The following is a 22,563-nucleotide window of genomic DNA, read 5'->3' as shown; positions in this document are numbered from 1 at the left end:
AGAGTCTTTTTTCATTTTATATTCTTTATTTTTAATTGAATTATATTTATTTTATAATATCAATTATAATTCAATATTATTTAGGAAGCGTATGGAAAAAAATGTTACTCCAATGATGAGGCAGTACTTAGATATCAAAAAAAAATATAAAGATGCTATCATTTTTTTCAGAGTAGGAAATTTTTATGAAATGTTTTTTGATGATGCAATTGAGGCAAGTAAGCTTCTTAATTTAACATTGACAAAAAGAGAAAATGTTCCAATGTGTGGAGTTCCTTACCACACTAGTAAGGAATATATAAGAAAATTAATTTTATTTGATAAAAAAGTTGCAATTTGTGAGCAAGCGGCCAATTCTACTTCTGTAGGGCCTTTAGAAAGAGAGGTTGTTGAGGTAATAACACCAGGTGTTATTGTTGATGAAGATTTTTTAAATGATGATGTTAATAACTATTTAGTTGCTATTAGTGATTATAAAAATTATTATTCGTTTTCTTATATAGATTTATCTACTTCTAGTCTTGGGATAATGTTTTATGAGAATAGTTTTTTTGAAAAACTTAAAAGGGATCTTGAGAAATATTCTCCTAAAGAGATAATAGTTTCTGAAAACTTTTATTATGAATACTCAGAGAAGCTTAATCTTAATCGGTTTTTAATTAACAGAGTGCCTGCTTGGCATCTTGATAAGGATGTTGCAATAAAAACAATAAAGGAGCATTTTAACATACTTGGATTGAGTTCTCTTGGATTTGATGAGGAAAAGCCTTATTATATTTCAATTTTTCTCATTATAAATCATATAAAAAATAATTTAAAAAATTTATTAAGCAATATTGATAAAATAGATATTAATAATGATTCTTTGTACATGTTTCTTGATGATGTAACTCAAGTAAATCTTGAACTTGTAAAAAATAATAATGATTTTTCTTCTCAATATTCATTATATTCTGTGTTAAATGATTGCAAAACCGCAATGGGAAAGAGACTTTTACGAGAATTTATTTTAAATCCGATTTTAAATATTCCTGAGATTAATACTAGGCTAGATCATGTTGAATTTTTTTGCAAAAATATTAGTTTAACTGTGACTTTAAGAGAAGCTTTTGTTAATATATGGGATGTTGAGAGAATAATATCTAGGATTCAGATGAAAAGATATATTAAAAAAGATTTTTTATTTATTGAAAAATCCCTTTCTGTATTTTTTTTGGTAAAAAAGCTATTTGACAAGCATAATTTTGATTATTGGAATTTTGATAAGTTTGAAGAGGATAGTATTTCTAAAGTTTATTTTTTGATAAATAGTGCAATTTCAAGCTCATCTGATGAGCTTATTAAAAGAGGCTATGATTTAAAGCTTGATAGTTTAAAAGATTTAAAGATTAATGCAAATAAATATATTGATGAATATCTTGAATCAGAGAGGCTGCTTAGCAAGATCAATAATCTAAAGATTAGAAAAACCAATAATAGGGGATTATTTTTTGAGGTTACAAAGAGTAATTATGCGCAAGTGCCACCCCATTTTATGGAAAGTCAAACTTTAAATTCTTCAAAAAGATATAAAACAGAAAAACTTATTTCTCTTGAAGCGAATATTAATAATGCCGAAGACAGTGTGGTTGCTTTTGAGCAAGAAATTTTTGATGAAATAGCGTCAAATGTTGTTAAGCATAATAAAGTTCTTAAGAAGGTTGCAGAATTTTTTGCATATATCGATTTAGTTGTTAACTTTGGTTATTTGGCAAAAAAAAATGAATATAAAAGACCCATTTTAACATGTAGTAAAGAAATTTTTCTTGAAAAGTCTCGGCATCCTGTTGTTGAGCACTATGTTAAAAACACTGAGATCTTTACTGAAAATTTCGTAAAGATTAATAAAGAAAAGTATTTTTGTTTAATTACTGGTCCTAATATGGCCGGTAAATCAACTTATTTGCGTCAAGTGGCTTTGATTACTTTGATGGCGCATATAGGTTCTTTTGTGCCAGCTTCTAGGGCTGTAATAGGTATTACAGATAAAATTTTTTGCAGAATTGGAGCAAGTGATAATCTTGCTAAAGGAGAATCAACTTTTTTAGTTGAAATGAACGAAACAGCTAATATTTTAAGAAATGCAACAGAAAAGAGTTTGATAATTATGGATGAAGTTGGAAGAGGTACTAGTACAAATGATGGACTTGCTATTGCTTATTCTATTATAGAATATATTTTAGAGTATATTAAAGCTAGAAGCTTGTTTGCCACACATTTTCATGAACTATCGGCTATTAATCATAAAGCTTTTATTAATCTTTCAATGAAAATTGAAAAGCAAGGCAATGAACTTGTTTTTTTAAGAGAAGTTGAAGAAAAACCATCTCTTAATTCTTATGGGATTTATGTTGCTCGCATAGCAGGACTTCCTTTAAGGGTAGTAGATAGAGCTAATGTTATCCTGAAAAGTTTAGGAAGTCGAAAGGATAGCTCTTGTTTAGAATTTCTTCCTTGTATTTCTTCTGATACTTGTGATAGAGAGGTTTTGAAAAATGATACTGATGTTCATGTTAAATTAAATGAGTATTTAGAGTTAAAAAAATTTATTTCTAATATAGATATTAATAATATTACCCCTTTTCAATCAATTGAGCTGCTAAATCAACTTGTTTTAAAAGTTATTTCTCAATCTAGTTAGTATGAGCTATTTAAATGTTTTAAAAAGTATATTTTTGCCTTTTTGTGTTTTTTGTAGAAAAAGATATGTATCTTCTGATGCTCTTTGTGATCAATGTAAGTCACTTTTTAATTTTAAAATTAAATTTGATGAGAATTTGCTTTATTTTTTTGAATATAAAGAGCATTATAAATCTTTAATTTTGTCTTATAAAAGAGATGGTCAAAAGTCTATTGGTAGATTTTTAGCAAGTGGAATCGCTAAATATTTAAGTAATATTGATTTTGATCAAATAGTAACCGTTCCTTGTAGTTTTAAAAGAAAATTATTTTATGGGTTTGATCACATGGAATATATTGGTATTTTATTAAGCCGTTTTGGTTTTAATTATATAAATGTTTTTTCAAGAAAGTATGGAAAAAGTCAAAAGTTAATGAAAGGGAATCTTAGATTTACAAATCTTGAAAATAAAGTTAAATTAAGATCAAAGTATAAAAATTTTCAATTTAAAAAGATTGTTTTGCTTGATGATATTGTTACTACAGGAACATCTATGTGTATTTGTGAAGATCTTATTATACAATTTGGAGCCGATAAGATTATAAAGCTTTCGTTGGCCAAATCTTATAATTTGGTTTAATGTTGACATTATTTTTTCTAAGTGTTAACCTTGATTTAAGGTTTAGTTATATATTTAATAAGGTTCTTTTAAAAGAACCTTATTAATTTTAGGAATGTAGTTGATTAAATGTTTTGACAAAAATAATGAAGTTTATAATTTGATAAAAAATTTAACAGAACGTTTAAATGTTGAAATATTAGAAATTAATATCTTTAGAAATAAAAATGGTGGAAAGATCCAAATAGTTCTTTATAGCAAAAATTTTTCTTTAGGTATTGATTTGATGACTGATTTGCATAAGATGATTTTATTAATTTTGGAAGCAAATCTTAAATATAGTTTTATTTTAGAACTTTCTACACCAGGAATAGACAGAAGAATAAAAAGTGACAAAGAGTTTCAAATTTTTGAAGGTAAAAAGATTAAGTTAATGTTAGATAATGAATTTGAAGAGGGTTTTATATTAGAAGCAAAATCCAAAAGTTTTATTTTTAAAACAGATAGTAAAGAATTAAATGTTTTTTATAGCGATGTTAAGAAGGCCAGATTAGTTTAAGGAGGAAGTTTGGATGATAAAGGGCACGGGACATATGATTGTAAGTATTGCAAATGATCGCAGTATGAGTATAGAGTCTATTAGAAAAACAATTAAAGAATCGGTATTGATAGCGTATAAAAAGTATTTTGGAAGTAATGAGAATGCTTTTATTAAGTTTGATGATGATACGGGAGATTTAATAGTTTATGCAAAAAAGAAAATTGTAGAAGAGGTAAAAGATTCTTTGCTTGAAATATTAGAGAAAGATATCTCAAGGGAAAATATTGTAGAAGGCGATTATGCTTACATTGAAATTAATCCTAAAGTTTTTGATAGGCTTTCTATTCAGGTTGCAAAACAAAGAACCAAAAATGATTTGCAAGGAATTGAGGATAATGAGATTTTATCAGAATTTAAAAGCAAGTTGAATAAAGTTGTTATTGGATATGTTCAGCAAAATAGAAATGGTGATCTTTATGTTAATCTTGGTAATACAGATGGTATAATTCCTAAGAAGTATCAGTCGCCAAGAGAAGTTTATAGTCTTAATGATAAAATTAGAGTTTTAGTTTATAATGTCAAAAAAGGTAAAAATGGCATTGAGGTTATTCTTTCTAGAACCCATCCAAAGTTTATTGAAGAGCTTTTGGCACTTGAAATTCCTGAAATTGAAGAAGGTATTATTAAGATTCATAAAATAGTTCGTGATCCAGGTTACAGAATCAAAGTCGCTGTTTATTCTGAAAAAGAAGAGATTGATCCTGTTGGTCCTTGTATAGGACAAAAAGGAGTCAGAATTCAATCTATAATTAAGGAACTTGAAGGAGAAAAAATCGATATTATCCCTTATAGTAAAGACATTAAAGAATTCATAAAGGATTCTTTGACTCCTTCTAAGATAGAGCATGTTTATATTCTTGACGAGGATTTACATAAGGCTTTAGTAGTTGTTAGCGATGATCAACTTTCCCTTGCTATAGGTAAAATGGGCCAAAATGTTAGACTTGCTAATAGACTTCTTGACTGGGCTATTGATGTTAAAACCAGCAGTCAATTTGCAGAAATGAAAGCCAATTCAGAGTTTAAGCAAGAAACACTCGAAATGTTTGATAAAGTTATGCAAGATGTTGTTGAAGAGGAACAATTTGAGGAGATTAGTAAAATAAGTGATCTTAAATTGCTCGATTCTTCTGTGATTTCTAATTTATCAAAAGAGGGGCTTAATGATATTAACAATTTTTTACAAGCAGATGAGGGATTGCTTTTTAATCTTGGCGTAAGTTATGAAAAACAAGAAGAAATTAACAAAATATTAAAAGAGGGAATGATAATAATTGCTAATGACAATGGTGAGTCTATGGAAAAGGTGGAAGAAGATGAAGAGCTTCTTTGTCCTGAATGTGGTGTTGTTATTAATGAAAATATGACCTCCTGTCCGGGTTGTAAAATAGGGCTTAGTTTTGAGTTTGAGGAGGAGTAAGGTTGTCGAAAAATATTGATGATAAAAATGAAGATGGTAAAAAAATTAAGATTATTAAGTTAAGGAAGAAGGTGGTAAAAATTGTAACACATAACGATTTGAGTGGTAAAAATAATCCAAGTGGTTCTACTGATTTGCATAAGCACAACAATAAAATTGAATATTCGCACAGCAGGGACGGTAGAACTGGTGGGTATTCACAAAATAGGGACGGTAGAACTGGCGGGTATTCACAAAATAGGGACGGTAGAACTGGTGGATATTCACAAAACAGGGATGGTAGAACTGGCGGGTATTCACAAAATAGGGATGGTAGAACTGGTGGGTATTCACAAAATAGGGACGGTAGAACTGGTGGATATTCACAAAACAGGGACGGTAGAACTGGTGGGTATTCACAAAATAGGGACGGTAGAACCGGTGGATATTCACAAAATAGGGACGGTAGAACTGGTGGATATTCACAAAATAGGGACGGTAGAACCGGTGGTGGGTATTCACAAAATAGGGATAGTTTAACTTCTCAATATCAAGGTTCGACAAAAAAAACATATGTTGCCAAAAATAACACCCAAAATAAGTATACTACTTCTGTGTCTTTTAGAAGAGTTATAAAAACCAAAGTTCCTTCTATTGTTAGCAGTGCATCTTCAACAGATTCTGAGAATAGTAAAGAGTTAAATCGTAAGCTTGGTGAAAAGAAAAAACAACAACAAGAAAGTCAAAAAAGCTATAAGAGGAAAAAAGCAGAAACTGAGAGCAAAACAATTGAGCAAAAGGTTTTTGAGCAACTTCAAAAAAAGAAAAGAGAAAATTTAGCTAACCCTATTCCAAAATCAATTGATATTATGGGTAGCATTACTGTTTCTGATCTTGCAAGAAAAATGAATTTAAAATCCTCTGATTTGATTGCTAAATTAATGGCTTTGGGCGTAATGGTGACTATTAACGAAAAGATAGATTCTGATACAGCAACTATTTTAGTTGAAGAATATGGTTCAAAAGTTAATGTTGTTTCTATTTATGATGAAACGGTTATAGAAGAAGAGGTGGAGGATCAGAGTAAAAGAATTGAAAAGCCACCTGTTATTACAATAATGGGACATGTTGATCATGGTAAAACCAGACTACTTTCCGTGCTTCAAAATATAGATATAAATCAAACAGAGTCTGGCGGTATTACTCAGCATATTGGAGCTTATACTATTGTATATAATAGTCGAGAAATAACATTTTTAGATACCCCTGGCCATGAAGCTTTCACTATGATGAGAAGTCGTGGGGCCCAAGTTACAGATATTGTTGTTCTTGTTGTCTCAGCAATTGATGGTGTTATGCCTCAAACTATTGAGGCTATTAATCATGCAAAAGAAGCAAATGTTCCGATTATTGTTGCTATAAATAAGATTGATTTGCCAGATTCAAATCCTGATAAGATTAAACATCAGCTTTCAGAATATGACTTAGTACCTGAGGATTGGGGAGGAGACACTATTTTTGTGTTGATTTCTGCTCTTAAAAATATAGGAATTTCTGAACTTCTTGATATGATTCTTTTGCAGGCAGATATGATGTTATTAAAGGCAAACCCATCTAAAAGAGCTATTGGAAAAGTACTTGATGCCAAGATTGATTTGGGGCGCGGAATAGTTTGTTCTGTTATTATTGAGGATGGAACACTTTATGTGGGAGATTCTTTTGTAGGTGGAGCGTGCTATGGTAAAGTTAAGGCATTAATTAATGATAAGGGTGTTTCTGTTAAGAGCGTTGGACCTGCTAAGGCTATTAGTGTTTTAGGATTTTCTTCAATGCCTCAGGCTGGGGATCCTTTTCAAGTAACTAAAACTGAGAAAGAAGCAAAATTAATCAGCTCCAAAAGACAGGATCTTAAAAAGTATGAATCTTCTAAAAATGTAAAGAAAGTTACCATGTTAAATCTTTATGATTCAATCAAAGAAGGAACACTTAAGGAGCTTAAAATAATTTTAAAAGCAGATGTTCAAGGCTCAGTCGAGGCTTTAAAGAATTCTCTTGAAAAATTAACAAACGATGAGGTTCGAGTAAGAGTTGTGCATTCATCAGCGGGTGTAATAACTGAAACAGATATTAGCTTTGCTTCAGCAAGCGATGCTATTGTTATTGGGTTTCATGTAAGACCTACTGTAAAAGCGCAAATACTTGCAGATCAGGAAAAAGTTGAGATTAGAAAGTATAATGTTATTTATGATGCTATAAGTGATGTCAAATCAGTTCTTGAGGGGATGCTTGAACCAGATGTTGAACAGCAGTTTATTGGCTTTGCTGAAGTGCGAGCTGTAATTAATGTCCCTAAAGTTGGGGTAATAGCTGGTTGCTATGTTTCTCGGGGGCTAATAAAACGAGATGCGATTACTAATGTGATGAGAGATGGTTTACAGATTCATTCTGGTAAAATTTCATCTTTAAAGAGATTTAAAGATGATGTTAAAGAGGTTGCTGAGCAATATGAGTGTGGTATTATGATTGATAATTATGCTAACATTAAAGAAGGAGATATAATTGAAGCATTTGAGGTAAAAAAGGTAAAAAAAACTTTTAAAACTTAGTATTGCTGATTTATATGTGTTTATGTATAAGAATATAAAAAAGTTTAAACTCGAAAGTTTTATTGCTCAAGAAATTGGCAATTTAATAGTGAGTAGGGGGATTAAAGATCCCAGAATTCATTCATTTTTAACCGTGGTTAAAGTAGAATTTTCAAAAGATTTAATAAATGCTAAGGTATTTATAGGCTCGATCAAGGAAGGCGCTTCTTTGGACAATGCAGTTAAAGCTTTAAATAATGCTAAGGGATTTATTCAAAGTCAAATTATTAAGCGAATTAAAGTTAGAAGTACTCCTAAATTATTGTTTGTTAAGGACGATTCTCTTTCTAAATCATTTTATGTTAATAAGATAATTGAAGGGTTGAATACTATAAGAGAGAATTAAATTTGGAAAATGGATTCCTTTTAATTAATAAAGAACAAGGCAAAACTTCTTTTGAAACTCTTTTTCCTATAAAAAAATATTTTAATACAAATCATGTTGGGCATGCTGGTATACTTGATAAATTTGCAAGTGGAATTTTGATTGCTCTTGTAGGAAAATATACAAAGCTTGCAAACTATTTCATGTCTTTAGATAAAGAGTATGTAGCAGAATTTAGATTTGGATTAGAAACAGATACTCTTGATCCAAATGGAAGAATAGTTAATAAAACAGATTATATTCCTAATTTAGAGGATATAGATTTAAAGCTTAAAGATTTTGTGGGAGAGATTTATCAAAGCCCCCCTAGATTTTCTTCTGTTCATATTAATGGTAGCAGAGCTTATAAACTTGCTTTGAATGGAAAGTTTTTTGAAATTAAAAAACGAAGAGTAAATGTTTATGATATTCAAAGATTAAGCTATGATTTTAGCTCTTCTTTGCTTAGTTTGAAAATAAGTTGTTCAAAAGGTACTTATATTAGGAGTATTGCAAGAGATTTGGCTTATTCTTTAAATTCTTGTGCGTATGTTAGTAGTTTAAAAAGAACTAAGGTGGGTATATTTAGATTAGAAGATTCTACATTGTGTAAAAATTTAAGCAAAGCCTCCTTAATTAGCCTGGAATCTTTAAAAAGTTTTGAAAAGGTTTGCATTGATTCTAGTAAGATAAGTCTTGTTAAAAATGGTGCTTACGTTGAAATTCAAATCAATATTAATGAATTTAAGATTTTGAAATCCAGAGAAGGGGAAATATTAGCGGTCATTAAAGGAATAGATTTGAATAAATATAAATATGTTATTATATTTTAATTTTATATTTGTTTTTTTAAGCAATTTAATAATTTATTATTAAAAATAACTTGAAAAGAGTAAATTGTTTTTGTGATTTTTAAAAAAAAATATTATAATCTATCATAGTAGTTAGTTTAAATTATAGCAAGAGGTTCGTTAGAGCTTTGCTATGATGGTATAGGAGTTGCTTTATGATAGATAAAAAGCAAAAGCAAAAAATAGTTTCTGAATTTGGAAAAAATGAAGGTGATACTGGATCTGTTGGGGTTCAAATCGCACTTATTACAGGTAGAATAAAGTATTTAACTGAACATTTAAAGATAAATAAAAAAGACCATAGTTCAAAAAGGGGCTTGTTAAAGTTGGTAGGGCAAAGACGCAGTTTATTGCAGTATTACCAGAAAAAAGATTTAGAAGCTTATAGGGCGTTGATATCTAAACTTGGTCTTAGGAAATAAAAAGAGGTTGAATTTTGAGGAAAATATTAAAGTTGAAAATAGGTAGAGACGAGTTGGTGTTTGAGACGGGATTTATGGCCAAGCAGGCTAATGGATCGGTTCTTGCAACTTATGGAGGATCTTCGGTTCTTGCGACTGTTTGTTGTTCAAATAATGTGAGAGAAGATTTAGATTTTGTCCCGCTTTCTGTTGAATATAATGAGAAATATTATGCAGCTGGTAAGATTCCAGGAGGATTTATTAAAAGAGAAGGAAAGCCAAAGGATAAAGAAATACTTGTTTCTAGGTTAATAGATAGACCAATGAGACCTCTTTTTGATAAAAGATTTGGTCGAGAAATTCAAGTAATTCCTACGACTTTGGCTACAGATCAACTCAATCCCCCTGATATTGTTGGAATGAACGCCGCTTTTACAGCAGTTTTTTTGTCAGATATTCCGTTTAATGGTCCAATTGCAGCTGTTAGAATGGTTTATTTGAATGGTAAGTTTATAGTAAATCCTTCGTTTGAAGAGATTCATAATTCTGATCTTGATATTGTTGTTGCAGGAAGTTTAAATGGAATTACAATGGTAGAAGGCGGTGCTAATGAGGTTAGTGAAGATATTTTGTTGTCAGCAATAGACAGTGCACATGAATATATTAAACAAATTTGCAATGCTCAAAAAGAATTTTTAGATATTGTAGGGGAGAAGGAAAAACTTCCTTTAGCTTTTGAAGAAAAAATATTTGAATTTAAAGAGGAGCTTAGGGATTTTATTTATGCCGATCTTAAAGAAGCTTGTTTTGTTAAAGGAAAGCTTAATAGAGATAAAGCCATAACTTTGCTGCGAAATAAATCTTATGAGCATTTTTCTTCTCTTGAGAAATTGGATGATAGTAATGAGTCTCTTTTTTATAAAGCTTTTGATGATTTTGAGAAGGAGATTGTTAGAAATTCTATTCTTAATGATAAGATTAGGACAGACGGTAGAACGCCCAATGAAATAAGAGATATTCTTGCAGAAGTTGATATTTTAAGTAGAACACATGGATCTTCACTTTTTACAAGAGGAGAGACGCAAGCTTTAGCTGTAACTACTCTTGGTACAAGCATTGATGAGCAAATAATGGATGATATCGATGGTGATAAGCGTCTTAATTTTATGCTTCATTACAATTTTCCTCCATTTTCAGTTGGTGAGACTGGTAGGCTTATGACTGGTAGGCGTGAGATTGGCCACGGCCATTTAGCTCAAAGAGCTTTAGAATCAATGATTCCGGGAAAAAACGATTTTCCGTATACTATTAGAGTAGTTTCTGAGATTTTAGAATCTAACGGATCTTCTTCAATGGCTACTGTTTGTGCTGGAAGCATGTCTTTAATGTCTGCGGGGGTTCCTGTTAAAAGGCAAGTTGCAGGAATAGCCATGGGGCTTATTAGCGAAGGGGATAAATATGTAGTTCTAAGTGATATTCTTGGGGAAGAGGATCATTTGGGTGATATGGACTTTAAAGTGGCTGGTACAGAAAATGGGATTACTGGCTTTCAAATGGATATTAAGATTGAAAATGTTACTAAGCAGTTAATGAGAGATGCTCTTGAGCAGGCAAGAGTAGGTAGGATACACATACTGTCTATTATGAATTCTGTAATTTCGAATTCAAGAGTTGGTATATCTAAATATGCTCCCAAAATTATTCAACTGCAAATTGATATTGATAAGATATCCCTTGTGATAGGATCTACTGGAAAAACTGTTAAGGCTATAACAGATGAATTTGAAGTTAAGGTTCAAATTGAGCAAAATGGAAAGATTATTCTTTTTGGTGATGATGATTTTAAAATGCAAAAGGCTAAAGAAAAAATAGAGAGTATTGTAAGAGAACCAAAAGTAGGTGAAATTTACGAAGGAATAGTTAAAAAGATTAATAGCTTTGGAGCTTTTATTGAACTTACTCCTACAAAGGAAGGATTTTTAAGTACTCGCTTGAAATCTAGAGACAGCAAGTATGGTTCTGGAAGATTTGGGCATGGTAATAGATATTCTAGATTTGGTAGTGGTGGAGACAATATAAGGGGCAATGCAGGATTAGTTCGACCTCCAAAATTAGAAGAAGGGCAGCGAATTAAAGTTAGAATAGTTGATATAGATAAATTTGGGAAAATTGATCTTGAAATTGTTAGAGATAAAGATTATTAAAATAATATGAAATTTGTTTTGAATAATTTATTTAAAGTTCGTCTTATATGTTTTGTCTTATTTTGTTCTTGTCTTACTACAAATAGTTCTATTCAAGATGAGTCTATTCAAAATCAATCCATTCAGGATTCTAATATTAGTGATCTTGTAGAGAAGAAAAAAGAAGCAGTTATTATTAGTGATAATAATATTATTAATGAGAGTAAATTCAAAAGAGACTATTTAATAGGATTAAAAGATAATGAATCCTTTTTTCTTAGTAATGCTTTTTTAAAAGAAAATAATTTTTATTTTAAAAAAGCCAGAGAAAGTTATGCTAAGAAAGATATTGGTTTGACGAACTATTATTTGAATAAAATCGTAGCTAATGAGAATCAGCATAACAGGGAATTATTAGCTAAGGCAAATTTGTTTTTTGGATATGTAAATTATGAGAATGGTTTTTACGATCTTTCTGAATATAATTTTGACCTTTTTCTAAAAGATTATAAGTATTCTCATGCTAGTTTAAGATTAGCTGAATTGAAGTATCTTATTAAAGAAAAATCAGATGCAATTTCTGCATTTAAAGAGATTAATGAATTTTCTATCTCAGGTTATGACAAAGAGATTTATAATTTTTTAAGTAATAAACTTGGGGTAAGTCATTTAAACTTAGAATCTTTGGGATTTCTTGATAATAGCGTTTTTGATGCATTTGTTTTTAATGAGAATATATTTGTAACTAATATATTGGGAGGACTTTTAAGGTATAATATTAAAAAAAATGATTGTAGAGTCTATCTTAAAGATAAAAAAAGCATTTTTTTAAATGGCATTAGGGGTTTTGCAGATTATAATGGAACAATTTATATTGGAGGGAAAAATGTCGTTTATTATATAGATAATGCCGATGGAGATTTAAAGCAAATAAGTGTTCCTAATAATGCTGATTTTAGCAATATACAAGTTTTGCTTGGTGTTAAAAATGGAATATTTGTTGGTACTTTAAATTCTGGGCTATGGTTTTATGATTTAAAAAATTGGAAAAATATACCGCTTGGATCTAATAAAATTTCTTCAATGTGTTTTGATAGTTTGAAAAATTTATTATTAGTTGGAACGGTTGACAAGGCTATTTATAGTATTAATGTTGATAATTTAGAGAAGATTGAACATTTGGATTTTTTTAGCAAAAATGATAATGAAAAAAATATTAATTTTATAAAAGGCTATAAAGATAGTTATTTTATTGGAACGTATGGTGGAGGTCTTTTTGAGCTAAATTTAAATAAAAATAGCTATAAAAAGCACGTTATTGCTAATAATATTGATGTTAATTATTTTATGGATATGGAGATTAAAGATAAAAAGTTGTTGTTTGCAACCTTTGATCATGGGTTGTTAATTTATGATTCTGAAAATGACAATTGGGATTATTTTGGACCTAATAATGGACTTCTTAATTTAAATTTAATAAAAGTTTCTAGATTTGAAAATTATGTTATACTAGGTACTCTTAATAACGGCTTGGTTTTTGTAGATGAAAATATTAAAAAACAGTTATGAGTCTTACATAATTACTGAATTTTTTAAATATTTTTTAATTACATTCTTATTTTTCTTTTTCGTATTTTTTATAAATCAAATTTTATTCTTTATGAGAATACTTCTTCAAAATTATGTTCCTTTTTTTAAAGCTTTTATTTTTATTATATATTCTCTTCCTATGGTGATTGCGCTTTCTCCTCCTTTTGCTTCTTTGATTTCAGTAATTCTTACTATTCATAAATTCAAGATTCACAATGAAATTTTAGCTTTTCGTTCAATTGGTATATCAATTTTTGATTTGCTTATTCCATTTTTTAAATTGGGAATAATTATTGTTTTTATATCTTTTATATCTAATGATATTTTACTTCCACTTGGATCTATTGGTAGGTTAAAAATTTTTAATGAAATAAAAGAAGAAGTTCCTCATTTGGTATTAAAGCCTTATTCAAGCAAACAATATGGAGATTTAATTTTTGTTTCTGGTGAGAAATCAGAAAATGGTTATAAAAATGTAACTTTTTTTGATAATACTAGACTTAAGGGATTTGATAGAATATTTATGGCAAAAAATCTTGATATTAGAAAAGAAAATTTTCAAGTTTATTTTATTTTAAATGATGTTCTATCTATTGCTTTAACAGACAGTGAGAGTGGATTTTATGATTATTTTTATGCAGATAAGATGAAATATTCAATCGATCAGGTCACATTTAGTGATAGTTTTTTGTTAAATTATGTAACTCCTTCGCAAATGAGTATGAGAGATGTTATAAAATTAATTAAAAAGCAAAACGATTTAATTGCGGATTCAAATATAAGAAATAATCTAGAAGGAGACTTTTTAAGTTTAAATTTTTCAAATCTTTATTTAAATTATTTATACAATCAGAACTATTATGTGGATGAATCTTATGTTTTTGAAAATTTAAACTATATATATAATTTAAGTTTAAATTTTAAACCTTATCAAAATAGAAGCATGAACCAAAATTTAGCTCTGTTTAATCTTGAATTTTATCAAAAAATTAGTTTGCCACTTTCAGTTTTATTTTTCATTTTTTTAGCTTTTTCAATGGGCCTGTATTCTAACAAGAAATATTCTATTATTCTTGAGCTTGTAATTTCAATTATTATTTGTGTTTTTTATTGGGTAATGTTTATTGGTGGGAAAGTTTATACTGTGCAGTATGCACCAAATCCTATTATTGTTACTATTTTACCCAATTTGATTTTAATTATTGCAGGAGCAATTCTCTTTTTGAGATTATTAAAAAAATGAAAATAGATAAGCTTTTTGTAAAAAGTATCATTCTTACTTTTTTATCCATGAACCTAATTTTCATGATTTTAATTATTCTTGGTGATTTATTTGTTAATCTTCTCAATTTTCTTGAAAAAAATATTAGCCTTAAGGATATTTTTTATATTTATTATTTGTATTTGCCAAAAGCTTTCTCAGATGGAGTTGCTTTATCTTTTCTTTTTGCTATTTCTAATCTTATTGGCAATCTCTCTATGAGAAATGAAATAATAGGTCTTTTTAGTTGTGGAGTTCCACTTACCAGGATATTAAGACCAATCATTTTGATTAGTGTATTTATTTCAGTTGTTCTTTTCTTTTTTGATAATTATCTAGTAATAGATACTGTAGCAAAAAGAGATCTTTTGATTAAGAATAGCATTGGCAATAATGGGTCTATTGATAAAACTATAATAATTAGAGATCTTGCTAGAGAAATTTATAATATTAAATCTTATGATATTGATGAGAATGCTTTTTCTAACTTAATGATTATAATCAAAGACAGTAAAGATGAGTTTCAAACAAGGTATGATATAAATAAAGCTGAATGGAAAGATAATAAATGGAAGCTTTATGGTATTAGAGAGTTTGTTAAGGTTGGTAGAAAAATTAAGGAGAATGCCTATGATGTTCTTGATGGAACAGGAATTATTAAGCTAGAGCCTGATTACATAAGAACTGTGATGTTATCGTCAAAGGCATTAAATTTTACCAAGCTTATTAATTGGATAAGTTTTCTCAAAAGTGAACATTTAAATTATTCTGATGCATTGTTTGATTTGTTAAATAGGATATTTTTTTCATTTAGATTAATGCTTCTCAGCTTTACTGTTGGGTTTATTGCTCTTGCTCTTAAGAAAAATATTTTTATACTCAGTTTATTAAATAGTATTGCTTTTGCTGTTGTTTATGTTATTTCTATTGTAATTTTTAGTTTTTTGGCGGATCTTGGCTATTTAAACATATATGTGGCAAGCTCTTTTACAACTATATTTTTTTTAATTATTAATTTTCTTGTTTATAGGATTGTTAGAAAATAATATATATATAATAATTATTTAGGATGTTTATATGTTTAGCGTAATTAAGAATGACAAACATTCTAATGCAAGAGTTGGATTTTTAAATCTTCCTCATGGCAGAGTAGATACTCCTTGTTTTATGCCAGTTGGTACTTTAGGGGCAATGAAAGGATTAAAACATACTGTTCTTGAGAAGTTAGAATGTAATTTAATGCTTGCAAATACTTATCATTTATATTTAAGACCGGGCATTAAAACTATTGAAAAATATGGTGGTCTGCATAATTTTACAACTTGGAATAAAAATTTTTTAACCGATTCGGGTGGATTTCAGGTGTTTTCTCTTTCTGGTCTGAGAAAAATTGATTTAAAAGGTGTACATTTTAAATCTCATTTAGATGGATCTCATCATTATTTTACTCCTGAGGGAGTATTTGCCATGCAAGAAACTTTTGGCAGCGATATTATTATGCCACTTGATATTTGCAGTTCTTATGGGATTGATTATAATGAAGCCAATTTATATACAAATATTACAACCAATTGGGCTCGTAGTACATTTAAGGCTTATAAAAATAAAAAAGAGGAATACAACGGGCTTTTATTTTTAATAACCCAAGGAAATTTTTTTAAAGATTTAAGGAAAAGAAGCATTAATGATATATTAGAATTAGATAGCCCGGGTATTGCCATTGGAGGCATTTCTGTTGGAGAACCAAGAGAAAAATATTTGGAAATTCTTGAATATAGTTCTTTATTGATACCAAGAGAAAAACCAAGATATGTAATGGGCATTGGTACTCCCCACTACATACTTGATGCTATATACCATGGTATTGATATTTTTGACTGTGTTAATCCTGCAAGGATTGCTAGGCATGGGTCTCTTTTGACAGATAATGGAATTATGCGAATTGGTAGGAAGGAGTACAAAGATGATACTTCCCCGGTAGAGAAAGATTGTGGCTGTACCTTATGTACAAGGTATTCAAGAGGATATTTAAGACATTTGATAAAATCGAGAGAGCTTTTTGGAATAATTTTGGCAAGTGAGCATAATATTTATTATATGTTTAGATTGATTTCAAAGATTAGAACGGCAATTTTAAATGATGATTTTTTGAACTTTAGAACTTCATATTTAAAAAAGTATGAAGAGGGAAATTTTGATGAATAAATACGTTGTTTCTACGGTTTTGGTCATGATTTCTACTTTTTTTTCACGAATAATGGGGTTTGCAAAGATAAAGATTTTCTCTTATTATTTTGGCGCAAATCTTGATGCTGATATTTTTAACTACGTTTTCAACATTCCTAATAATTTGCGCAAAATTCTTTCAGAGGGCGCAATGACTTCGGCTTTTTTACCTGAATTTACATATGAAAAAAACAAATCACACGAAAAAGCCGTTTCTTTTTTCAGAACTGTTATAACCTTTAATGTTATTTCTATTGGTTTAATTGTTTTAGTTATGATTATTTTTGCTAAGCCTATAATGTATTTTCTGTCTTATTATAGGGGAGAAAACTTAATTTTTGCAAGTTCTGTATTTAGTTATTTGGTATTATATATTTTATTAATAAGTTTATCGTCAATCTTCATATCTGTTCTAAATTCATATAAAATTTTTTTTATTCCTTCATTTTCGCCTATTATGTTTTCTTTTGGAATAATATTGAGCATATTTTTATTGTATGGTCGTTTTGGAATATATAGTGCTGTTATTGGCGTAATTTTTGGCGGTGGGTTACAATTTCTGATTCCGTTTGTAAATTGCCTTATTATTGGTTTTGCCTGGAAGCCAGCATTTTATTTTAGAGAAAAGGTATTTTTGAATTTTTTAAGCAGATGGGTTCGTATGATTTTTGGATTTTCTATTTCAATTATTACTCAACAGATTTCATTTGCATTAGCATCTACCCTTGAGATAGGAAGTGTTTCTATTTTTAGTAATGCTGTGGTTTATTATCAGCTTCCTGTGGGAATTTTTTATATTTCTATTGCAACAGTAATTTTTCCCAAAATGGCAGAATATGCTGTTTTGGGAAAAAATGTAAAATTAAACACCCTTTTAGTGGATGGAATTAAAATTTTATTGTTAATTTTTATTCCAGTGTCTTTTTTGATGTTTATTTGGTCTGATTATATTTTAAATTTGTTTCTTATGGGGGGCAAGTTTTCTATTTATGATACTCAAAAAACAGCGGGAGTTTTGAAATGTTTTCTTGTAGGCTTACTTTTTTATTCGATGTTTAGTTTTTTCCAAAAATATTATTTTTCTATTCGTGATGCAAAAACACCATTTTATTTGAGCGTTTTATTTTCTATTCTTGATATTTTACTTTCTGTTTTTGGTATTAATTATTATGGTTTGAATGCTTTAGCATTAGCCCAATCTATTTCTTTTATGATTTGTGTGATTGTTTTTTATTTTATAATATTAAAAAGTGGAGTTAAAATCAATTTAATTGAGATTTTATTTGTTCTTATAAAGTCAATTATTACACTTTTCCCTTTATATATAATTTATTTCTTTTTTGAGAAGCTTCAGTGGGATGTGGGTTTTAGTTTTAAAAATCTTTATTTTTTAATTGCGGCAGGAATTGTTAGTATTTTTATTTTGTTTATTTGTTATTCTGTTTTAGGAATAAATAAAATTTTTAGGTTTATTAGGAGGGATACTTTATGAAATATTTTAATTTTTTATTTTTTTTGCCTATTTTAAATGTATATTCTCAAAATATTAACTTTCCAGTTCTTCCTAATCCTCCTTTGTTGCCCGAAACTACAGAAAATAAGCTTGAGAAAAAAGATTCTTCTAGGAGTGAGAATTTTTCTAATGCTGGTTTAGAGAGCAAGTATGTTAACGATACAATTCTTTATGGACTTGATAGTCAAGTTACAAGCATTATAAAAGCTCTTAAAAAATCAAGTGATAGTCAATATAATTTTTCTCTTAAAAAAAGACTTGAGAAAACCTTTAATGTTGAGATTAAAAAAGAGATACTTGAATTGTTTATTTCTCTTAAGTATTCAGGGGGTATTGATACAGCAAATTATATTCTTGAAAATTATGAGAGTAAAAGATATTCAAATGCTCTACTTGGCTTGGCAATTTCATATCTTAAAGAGTTTGATGATAAAGAAAAATTAAAAAAAACTCTTATTGAGATTCTTGAAAATAAAGAGGGTAATGTGGTATCTATTGCAGCCTATTATCTAGGAGAGCTTAATTCTCTTGAATATTCTAAAAATATGATGGAAGTTTTTGAAAAATATTCTGGAAATGATGGCGCTAGAAGAGAAATACTTATTGCTCTTGGAAAAATGGCTGCTGTTGATTATCAGGATAGAATTTATGAAATTTCGTTGGATAGTTACGAAAGCCCATCAATTAAGGCTGCTGCAATCGAAGCGTTGTCATATCTTGCTCCAGATAAAGTAACTACAAATGCTGATTTGTATCTTCAGAACAATAATAATAACTTAAATGTTAAATTGGCTATTATTGCTTCTTTATCTAAAGATCCTTCTTTAAAGTCCAAAGAGATTTTACAAGGATTTTTAAGAGATTCTGATGATAATATTAGATTTAAAGCCATTAATGCTATTAAAGGCCATAAGGACTCTTCAGCAAAGGATATTCTGATTTATAAGGTTAAAAGCGATCCATCTCTTAAAGTTAGGGAGGCTTCTGCTAAGGCTTTAATTGATATGGATCTTGGGGATATTGAGATGAAAAACATTATGTTTGATTTTAAGATTGACAATAGTTTTAAAATTTCAATGTTTAGCTACCTTTTGGATAAGGATTCTCTAAAAGCATTGTCAATTGCTTTAGAAATCGTTAATAAAGAAAATGTTAATAGACCCTCAAATGTTTTAAAAGGCATTGCTTCAATGTTGGCCGGTAAAAAGGGTAATTTTGATAATTTTTATTCTAAAATCATTGATAGTAAAAATGTTGATTTAATGCATTTTGCATTAAAAGGAGCTATTTATAATAAATCCTCAGCACTTTCTGACAAGCTTAAAAGAATTAAAAGTGAAACTAACTCTGAGTATATTAAAATGCTTTTAAAAGATTATTGATTATTAATAACTCTTAAAGCAGTATTAGTACAAAATTTTTAAAATTTCTTTAGCTACTTTTGATTTTTCCATTTCTGGTAGTTCTTTTATGCTTTGTTTGTTTATTATATAAATTTTGTTTAAGTTTGAGCCAAAATATTTAAGTTCATTTGCAATAATAAAGTCCAAATTTTTCTTTTTTAATTTTTCTTTAGCTTTTTGAATTAAATTCTTAGAATTTTCAGCGCAAAATCCAACAACAATTTGGTTTTTAAGTTTATTGTGTCCTATGTGTTGAATTATGTCAGGATTTTTTACTAATTTTATATATAATCTATTGGTTTTATTTTTTTTAATTTTATTATTGAAAATGTGTTTAGGTCTAAAATCAGCAACAGCTGCGGCTCCAATTATTATTTCAAATTTATTATATATTTTGAGAACTTCCTCGTACATTTCCATTGCAGTTTTTATTTTTATAATATTGACCCCTTCAGGTTCGTTTTCATTGGTTGGTCCTGTAATAATTGTAACTTGAGCTCCCAGTTTTACAGCTTCTTGTGCCAAACAAAACCCCATTTTTCCCGTTGATGTATTTGAAAAATAGCGAATTGGGTCTACTGATTCTTCAGTTCTGGAGGCTGTTATAAGTATTTTTTTATTTTTTAGGCAATCTTTTTGATTAAATTCATTTAGTATTATTTTTATAATTTTGTCTTCATTTTTAAGGCGTCCTAAAGCATTTGATGAGCAAGCCAAAAATCCTTCATCAGGCTCAATGAATTTATAATGATAAGTTTTAAGCTTTTTTATATTTTCTTTTAAAATAGGGTTTGAATACATTGCGCTATTCATTGCTATTGCAAAATAAGTGGGGGCTGTGCTTGCAGATATTATTGTAGTTAATGCATCATTAGCAATTCCTGATGCAATTTTAGATATTGTATTGTAAGTAGCAGGAATAATAAGAATTAGGTGAGCCCATTTTGCAATTTTTATATGTTCAACTTCGTTATGGTCTAAATCCCACAAATTAGTAATTATTTTGTTTTTAGAAATGGTTTCTAAAGTTAGTGGAGTAATAAATTTAGTTGCATTTTTTGTCATTACAACTTTGACATTGTATCCTAATTTAACTAAACTGGAAACTATGTAAACTGACTTGTAAGAGGCTATGCCCCCACATATACCAATTAATATATGTTTGTTTTTATTCATATAATGTATATTATATAATATTCATTGTATATGAATTTATAAATTTTGATGTCCTTTAGTCAAGGTTGTTTTTAATGAGAAATAGGGTTTTGTACGCTATATTATTGTATGTTTGTATGTTTTTTTTGTGGTTTTGTTTTGCCTATTTTATTGACACATCAGCTATTATATTTAATATTCCTTTATGGTTTTTTTGGTCAGGAATTTTGTTTCCCAGCATAATTTTTTTTTTGGTTTGTTTTTTCATTTTATTAATTAGTAAAACCTGATACATTGTTGATAATTTTTTTATTTTTAGATTTTTTTTAAAAAAAATAGAGGTAGTTTTTTGTTATTAAATAAATACTTTCTTGCAAATCGAAATATTAATTTTATTGTTATGGCTTTATTATTTTCTTCTAGCTATATTAGCGCTAGTAGTTTTATTTCTGGTCCTTCTGCTGTATATAAGTATGGGTTATCTTTTATATTATTAGCTACTATACAAATTCCTACAACGTTAATTGTTTTTGTTATTGTTGGTGAGAGATTGAATCGCGAATCAAAAAGAATTAATGCGATCAATATTATTGATTATATTAGATATAGATATGAAAGTAATTTTTTGGCGGTAATGAGTGGATGTGTATTAATTTTTTTTTCAATGTTTTTAATTGCTGCTCAATTAATAGGTGGCGCTAAGCTTATAGAAGTTTTTTGGGGCATTGATTATGTGGTGGGTCTTTTGCTTTTTGCCCTATTAGTTTTTATTTATGTATTTTTTGGAGGATTTAAGGCAGTAGCTTATGCGGATTTGATTCAAACATTTTTAATGATAGTTTCATCTGTTATTTTGTTTTCTAAGATGTTAGATTTGGGAGGAGGCATTAATAATTTATTCAAGACAGCAATGTCTAGTTTAGATAAAAACCTTTTACTTCCTTCAAATTTTGACTTAAAGCCACAATATATAATTTCTTTTTGGATATTAATAGGAATAGGGATATTAGGGCAACCTCAGGTTATTAATAATTTTATAGCATTTAAAGATGGGACCGCTATAAAATTTTCTCTTCCCATTTCTACTTTTATTATCAGTTTTTTAATTATTTTGATGCATTTAATAGGATTTTTTGCCATTATTCTTTTTCCAGATTTAAATCCAAATGATAAAGTTGTTTTAAATGTAGCTTTAAAAGTTTTAACCCCTTTTTCTTGTTTTATTTTTTTTATGGGTCTTTTATCTGCAATAATGTCTACAGTAGATTCAAATTTGCTCTTAATAACGTCTGTTTTAATAAAGTCAATATTTATTTATAAAAAAGATTTAAAAGAAGATGTAAAGGTTAGCAGAGTAATAAAGATTTCTAATATTTTTTTTATTTTAATAATACTTGTATTTTCTTTATTTCCTCCCAATTTTTTATTCTTTGTTAATATTTTTGCTTTTGGAGCTTTAGAAGTTTCATTTTTTTCTATTATTGTTTTTGGACTTTATTTGAATTTTGTAAGCAAAATAGCAGCATTTGCTTCTATGTTTTTAGGCTTGATATTTTATTTGTATATTTTATGCTTTGGTTTGAATATTTGGTTTTTTCATCCCGTTTTTCCATCATTTTTTGTTTCTATATGTGCATTTTTAATAGTTAATTTTTTTTGTAAAAAATATAGCAAAGTTTATTAGGATGGTTAT

The 22,563-nt window shown here is 28.5% G+C and carries 18 protein-coding genes; 17 read left to right on the top strand and 1 reads right to left on the bottom strand.

From position 1 onward, the window contains the following. Window positions 1-91: 91 nt before the first annotated feature. From mutS to HNP63_RS00165, 15 genes are all read left to right on the top strand, one after another. On the top strand, window positions 92-2,680 hold the full coding sequence (gene mutS, locus HNP63_RS00235; RefSeq protein WP_183226915.1) for a DNA mismatch repair protein MutS: 2,589 nt from the start codon (window positions 92-94) through the stop codon (window positions 2,678-2,680). 1 nt (window position 2,681) lies between these two features. Further along, entirely contained in the window at window positions 2,682-3,299 is a 618-nt protein-coding gene (locus HNP63_RS00230) for a ComF family protein (protein WP_004789933.1), read from the top strand. A 100-nt stretch (window positions 3,300-3,399) separates the two neighbouring features. Continuing rightward, window positions 3,400-3,837, top strand: coding sequence for a ribosome maturation factor RimP (gene rimP, locus HNP63_RS00225; protein ID WP_011601237.1), 438 nt, complete (start codon window positions 3,400-3,402; stop codon window positions 3,835-3,837). 13 nt (window positions 3,838-3,850) lie between these two features. Continuing rightward, window positions 3,851-5,299 carry a transcription termination factor NusA gene (nusA, locus tag HNP63_RS00220; protein ID WP_004789434.1) on the top strand — a complete coding sequence of 483 codons (1,449 nt, stop codon included), beginning with the start codon at window positions 3,851-3,853 and terminating at the stop codon, window positions 5,297-5,299. 2 nt (window positions 5,300-5,301) lie between these two features. Then, entirely contained in the window at window positions 5,302-7,884 is a 2,583-nt protein-coding gene (gene infB / locus HNP63_RS00215) for a translation initiation factor IF-2 (protein ID WP_183226913.1), read from the top strand. Window positions 7,885-7,906: 22 nt separating this feature from the next. Beyond that, window positions 7,907-8,269: a 30S ribosome-binding factor RbfA gene (gene rbfA, locus HNP63_RS00210; protein ID WP_011601239.1), complete on the top strand. Its 363-nt coding sequence runs from the start codon at window positions 7,907-7,909 to the stop codon at window positions 8,267-8,269. A gap of 2 nt (window positions 8,270-8,271) precedes the next feature. Continuing rightward, a complete protein-coding gene (gene truB / locus HNP63_RS00205) occupies window positions 8,272-9,120 on the top strand; it encodes a tRNA pseudouridine(55) synthase TruB (protein WP_183226911.1) in 849 nt (282 codons plus the stop codon). A gap of 173 nt (window positions 9,121-9,293) precedes the next feature. After that, window positions 9,294-9,560, top strand: a complete 267-nt coding sequence (rpsO, locus tag HNP63_RS00200) for a 30S ribosomal protein S15 (protein ID WP_004789461.1) — start codon at window positions 9,294-9,296, stop codon at window positions 9,558-9,560. 14 nt (window positions 9,561-9,574) lie between these two features. Then, entirely contained in the window at window positions 9,575-11,743 is a 2,169-nt protein-coding gene (pnp, locus tag HNP63_RS00195; RefSeq protein ID WP_183226909.1) for a polyribonucleotide nucleotidyltransferase, read from the top strand. A gap of 6 nt (window positions 11,744-11,749) precedes the next feature. Then, window positions 11,750-13,291 carry a ligand-binding sensor domain-containing protein gene (locus HNP63_RS00190; protein WP_011601241.1) on the top strand — a complete coding sequence of 514 codons (1,542 nt, stop codon included), beginning with the start codon at window positions 11,750-11,752 and terminating at the stop codon, window positions 13,289-13,291. Beyond that, window positions 13,266-14,555 (top strand): LptF/LptG family permease, encoded by a 1,290-nt coding sequence (locus tag HNP63_RS00185; protein WP_048830724.1) that lies wholly within the window; start codon window positions 13,266-13,268, stop codon window positions 14,553-14,555. Before HNP63_RS00190 ends, HNP63_RS00185 begins: the two co-directional genes overlap by 26 nt. Continuing rightward, entirely contained in the window at window positions 14,552-15,619 is a 1,068-nt protein-coding gene (locus HNP63_RS00180; protein ID WP_011601243.1) for an LptF/LptG family permease, read from the top strand. The genes HNP63_RS00185 and HNP63_RS00180 overlap by 4 nt, the downstream gene beginning before the upstream one ends. Window positions 15,620-15,650: 31 nt before the next feature. After that, window positions 15,651-16,778: a tRNA guanosine(34) transglycosylase Tgt gene (gene tgt / locus HNP63_RS00175; protein ID WP_183226907.1), complete on the top strand. Its 1,128-nt coding sequence runs from the start codon at window positions 15,651-15,653 to the stop codon at window positions 16,776-16,778. Continuing rightward, window positions 16,771-18,291, top strand: coding sequence for a murein biosynthesis integral membrane protein MurJ (gene murJ, locus HNP63_RS00170; RefSeq protein WP_004789612.1), 1,521 nt, complete (start codon window positions 16,771-16,773; stop codon window positions 18,289-18,291). Before tgt ends, murJ begins: the two co-directional genes overlap by 8 nt. Further along, a complete protein-coding gene (locus tag HNP63_RS00165) occupies window positions 18,288-19,694 on the top strand; it encodes a HEAT repeat domain-containing protein (protein ID WP_183226905.1) in 1,407 nt (468 codons plus the stop codon). The genes murJ and HNP63_RS00165 overlap by 4 nt, the downstream gene beginning before the upstream one ends. Before the next feature lie 24 nt (window positions 19,695-19,718). Here HNP63_RS00165 and coaBC read toward each other — a convergent pair whose 3' ends face one another. Beyond that, window positions 19,719-20,891 (bottom strand): bifunctional phosphopantothenoylcysteine decarboxylase/phosphopantothenate--cysteine ligase CoaBC, encoded by a 1,173-nt coding sequence (gene coaBC, locus HNP63_RS00160; protein WP_048830727.1) that lies wholly within the window; start codon window positions 20,889-20,891, stop codon window positions 19,719-19,721. 74 nt (window positions 20,892-20,965) lie between these two features. Here coaBC and HNP63_RS00155 point away from each other — a divergent pair, with 74 nt between their 5' ends. Further along, entirely contained in the window at window positions 20,966-21,160 is a 195-nt protein-coding gene (locus HNP63_RS00155) for a DUF997 family protein (RefSeq protein ID WP_078171890.1), read from the top strand. A gap of 59 nt (window positions 21,161-21,219) precedes the next feature. After that, a complete protein-coding gene (gene panF / locus HNP63_RS00150) occupies window positions 21,220-22,554 on the top strand; it encodes a sodium/pantothenate symporter (protein WP_183226903.1) in 1,335 nt (444 codons plus the stop codon). The last annotated feature ends 9 nt before the right edge of the window (window positions 22,555-22,563 follow it).

Source organism: Borreliella afzelii (assembly GCF_014202295.1).
In the GTDB taxonomy this organism is placed as follows: Bacteria; Spirochaetota; Spirochaetia; order Borreliales; family Borreliaceae; genus Borreliella; species Borreliella afzelii.
This window is presented reverse-complemented; position numbering and strand designations above follow the sequence as displayed.

Excerpts from the sequence above, each read along its gene's own strand:
- HNP63_RS00185 (WP_048830724.1), top strand. The coding sequence starts at position 13,266 with ATGAAAATATTAAAAAACAGTTATGAGTCTTACATAATTACTGAATTT.
- HNP63_RS00230 (WP_004789933.1), top strand. The coding sequence starts at position 2,682 with ATGAGCTATTTAAATGTTTTAAAAAGTATATTTTTGCCTTTTTGTGTT.
- tgt (WP_183226907.1), top strand. The coding sequence starts at position 15,651 with ATGTTTAGCGTAATTAAGAATGACAAACATTCTAATGCAAGAGTTGGA.
- murJ (WP_004789612.1), top strand. The coding sequence starts at position 16,771 with ATGAATAAATACGTTGTTTCTACGGTTTTGGTCATGATTTCTACTTTT.
- mutS (WP_183226915.1), top strand. The coding sequence starts at position 92 with ATGGAAAAAAATGTTACTCCAATGATGAGGCAGTACTTAGATATCAAA.
- rpsO (WP_004789461.1), top strand. The coding sequence starts at position 9,294 with ATGATAGATAAAAAGCAAAAGCAAAAAATAGTTTCTGAATTTGGAAAA.
- HNP63_RS00190 (WP_011601241.1), top strand. The coding sequence starts at position 11,750 with ATGAAATTTGTTTTGAATAATTTATTTAAAGTTCGTCTTATATGTTTT.
- HNP63_RS00155 (WP_078171890.1), top strand. The coding sequence starts at position 20,966 with ATGAGAAATAGGGTTTTGTACGCTATATTATTGTATGTTTGTATGTTT.
- nusA (WP_004789434.1), top strand. The coding sequence starts at position 3,851 with ATGATAAAGGGCACGGGACATATGATTGTAAGTATTGCAAATGATCGC.
- rbfA (WP_011601239.1), top strand. The coding sequence starts at position 7,907 with ATGTATAAGAATATAAAAAAGTTTAAACTCGAAAGTTTTATTGCTCAA.
- coaBC (WP_048830727.1), bottom strand. The coding sequence starts at position 20,891 with ATGAATAAAAACAAACATATATTAATTGGTATATGTGGGGGCATAGCC.
- HNP63_RS00180 (WP_011601243.1), top strand. The coding sequence starts at position 14,552 with ATGAAAATAGATAAGCTTTTTGTAAAAAGTATCATTCTTACTTTTTTA.
- HNP63_RS00165 (WP_183226905.1), top strand. The coding sequence starts at position 18,288 with ATGAAATATTTTAATTTTTTATTTTTTTTGCCTATTTTAAATGTATAT.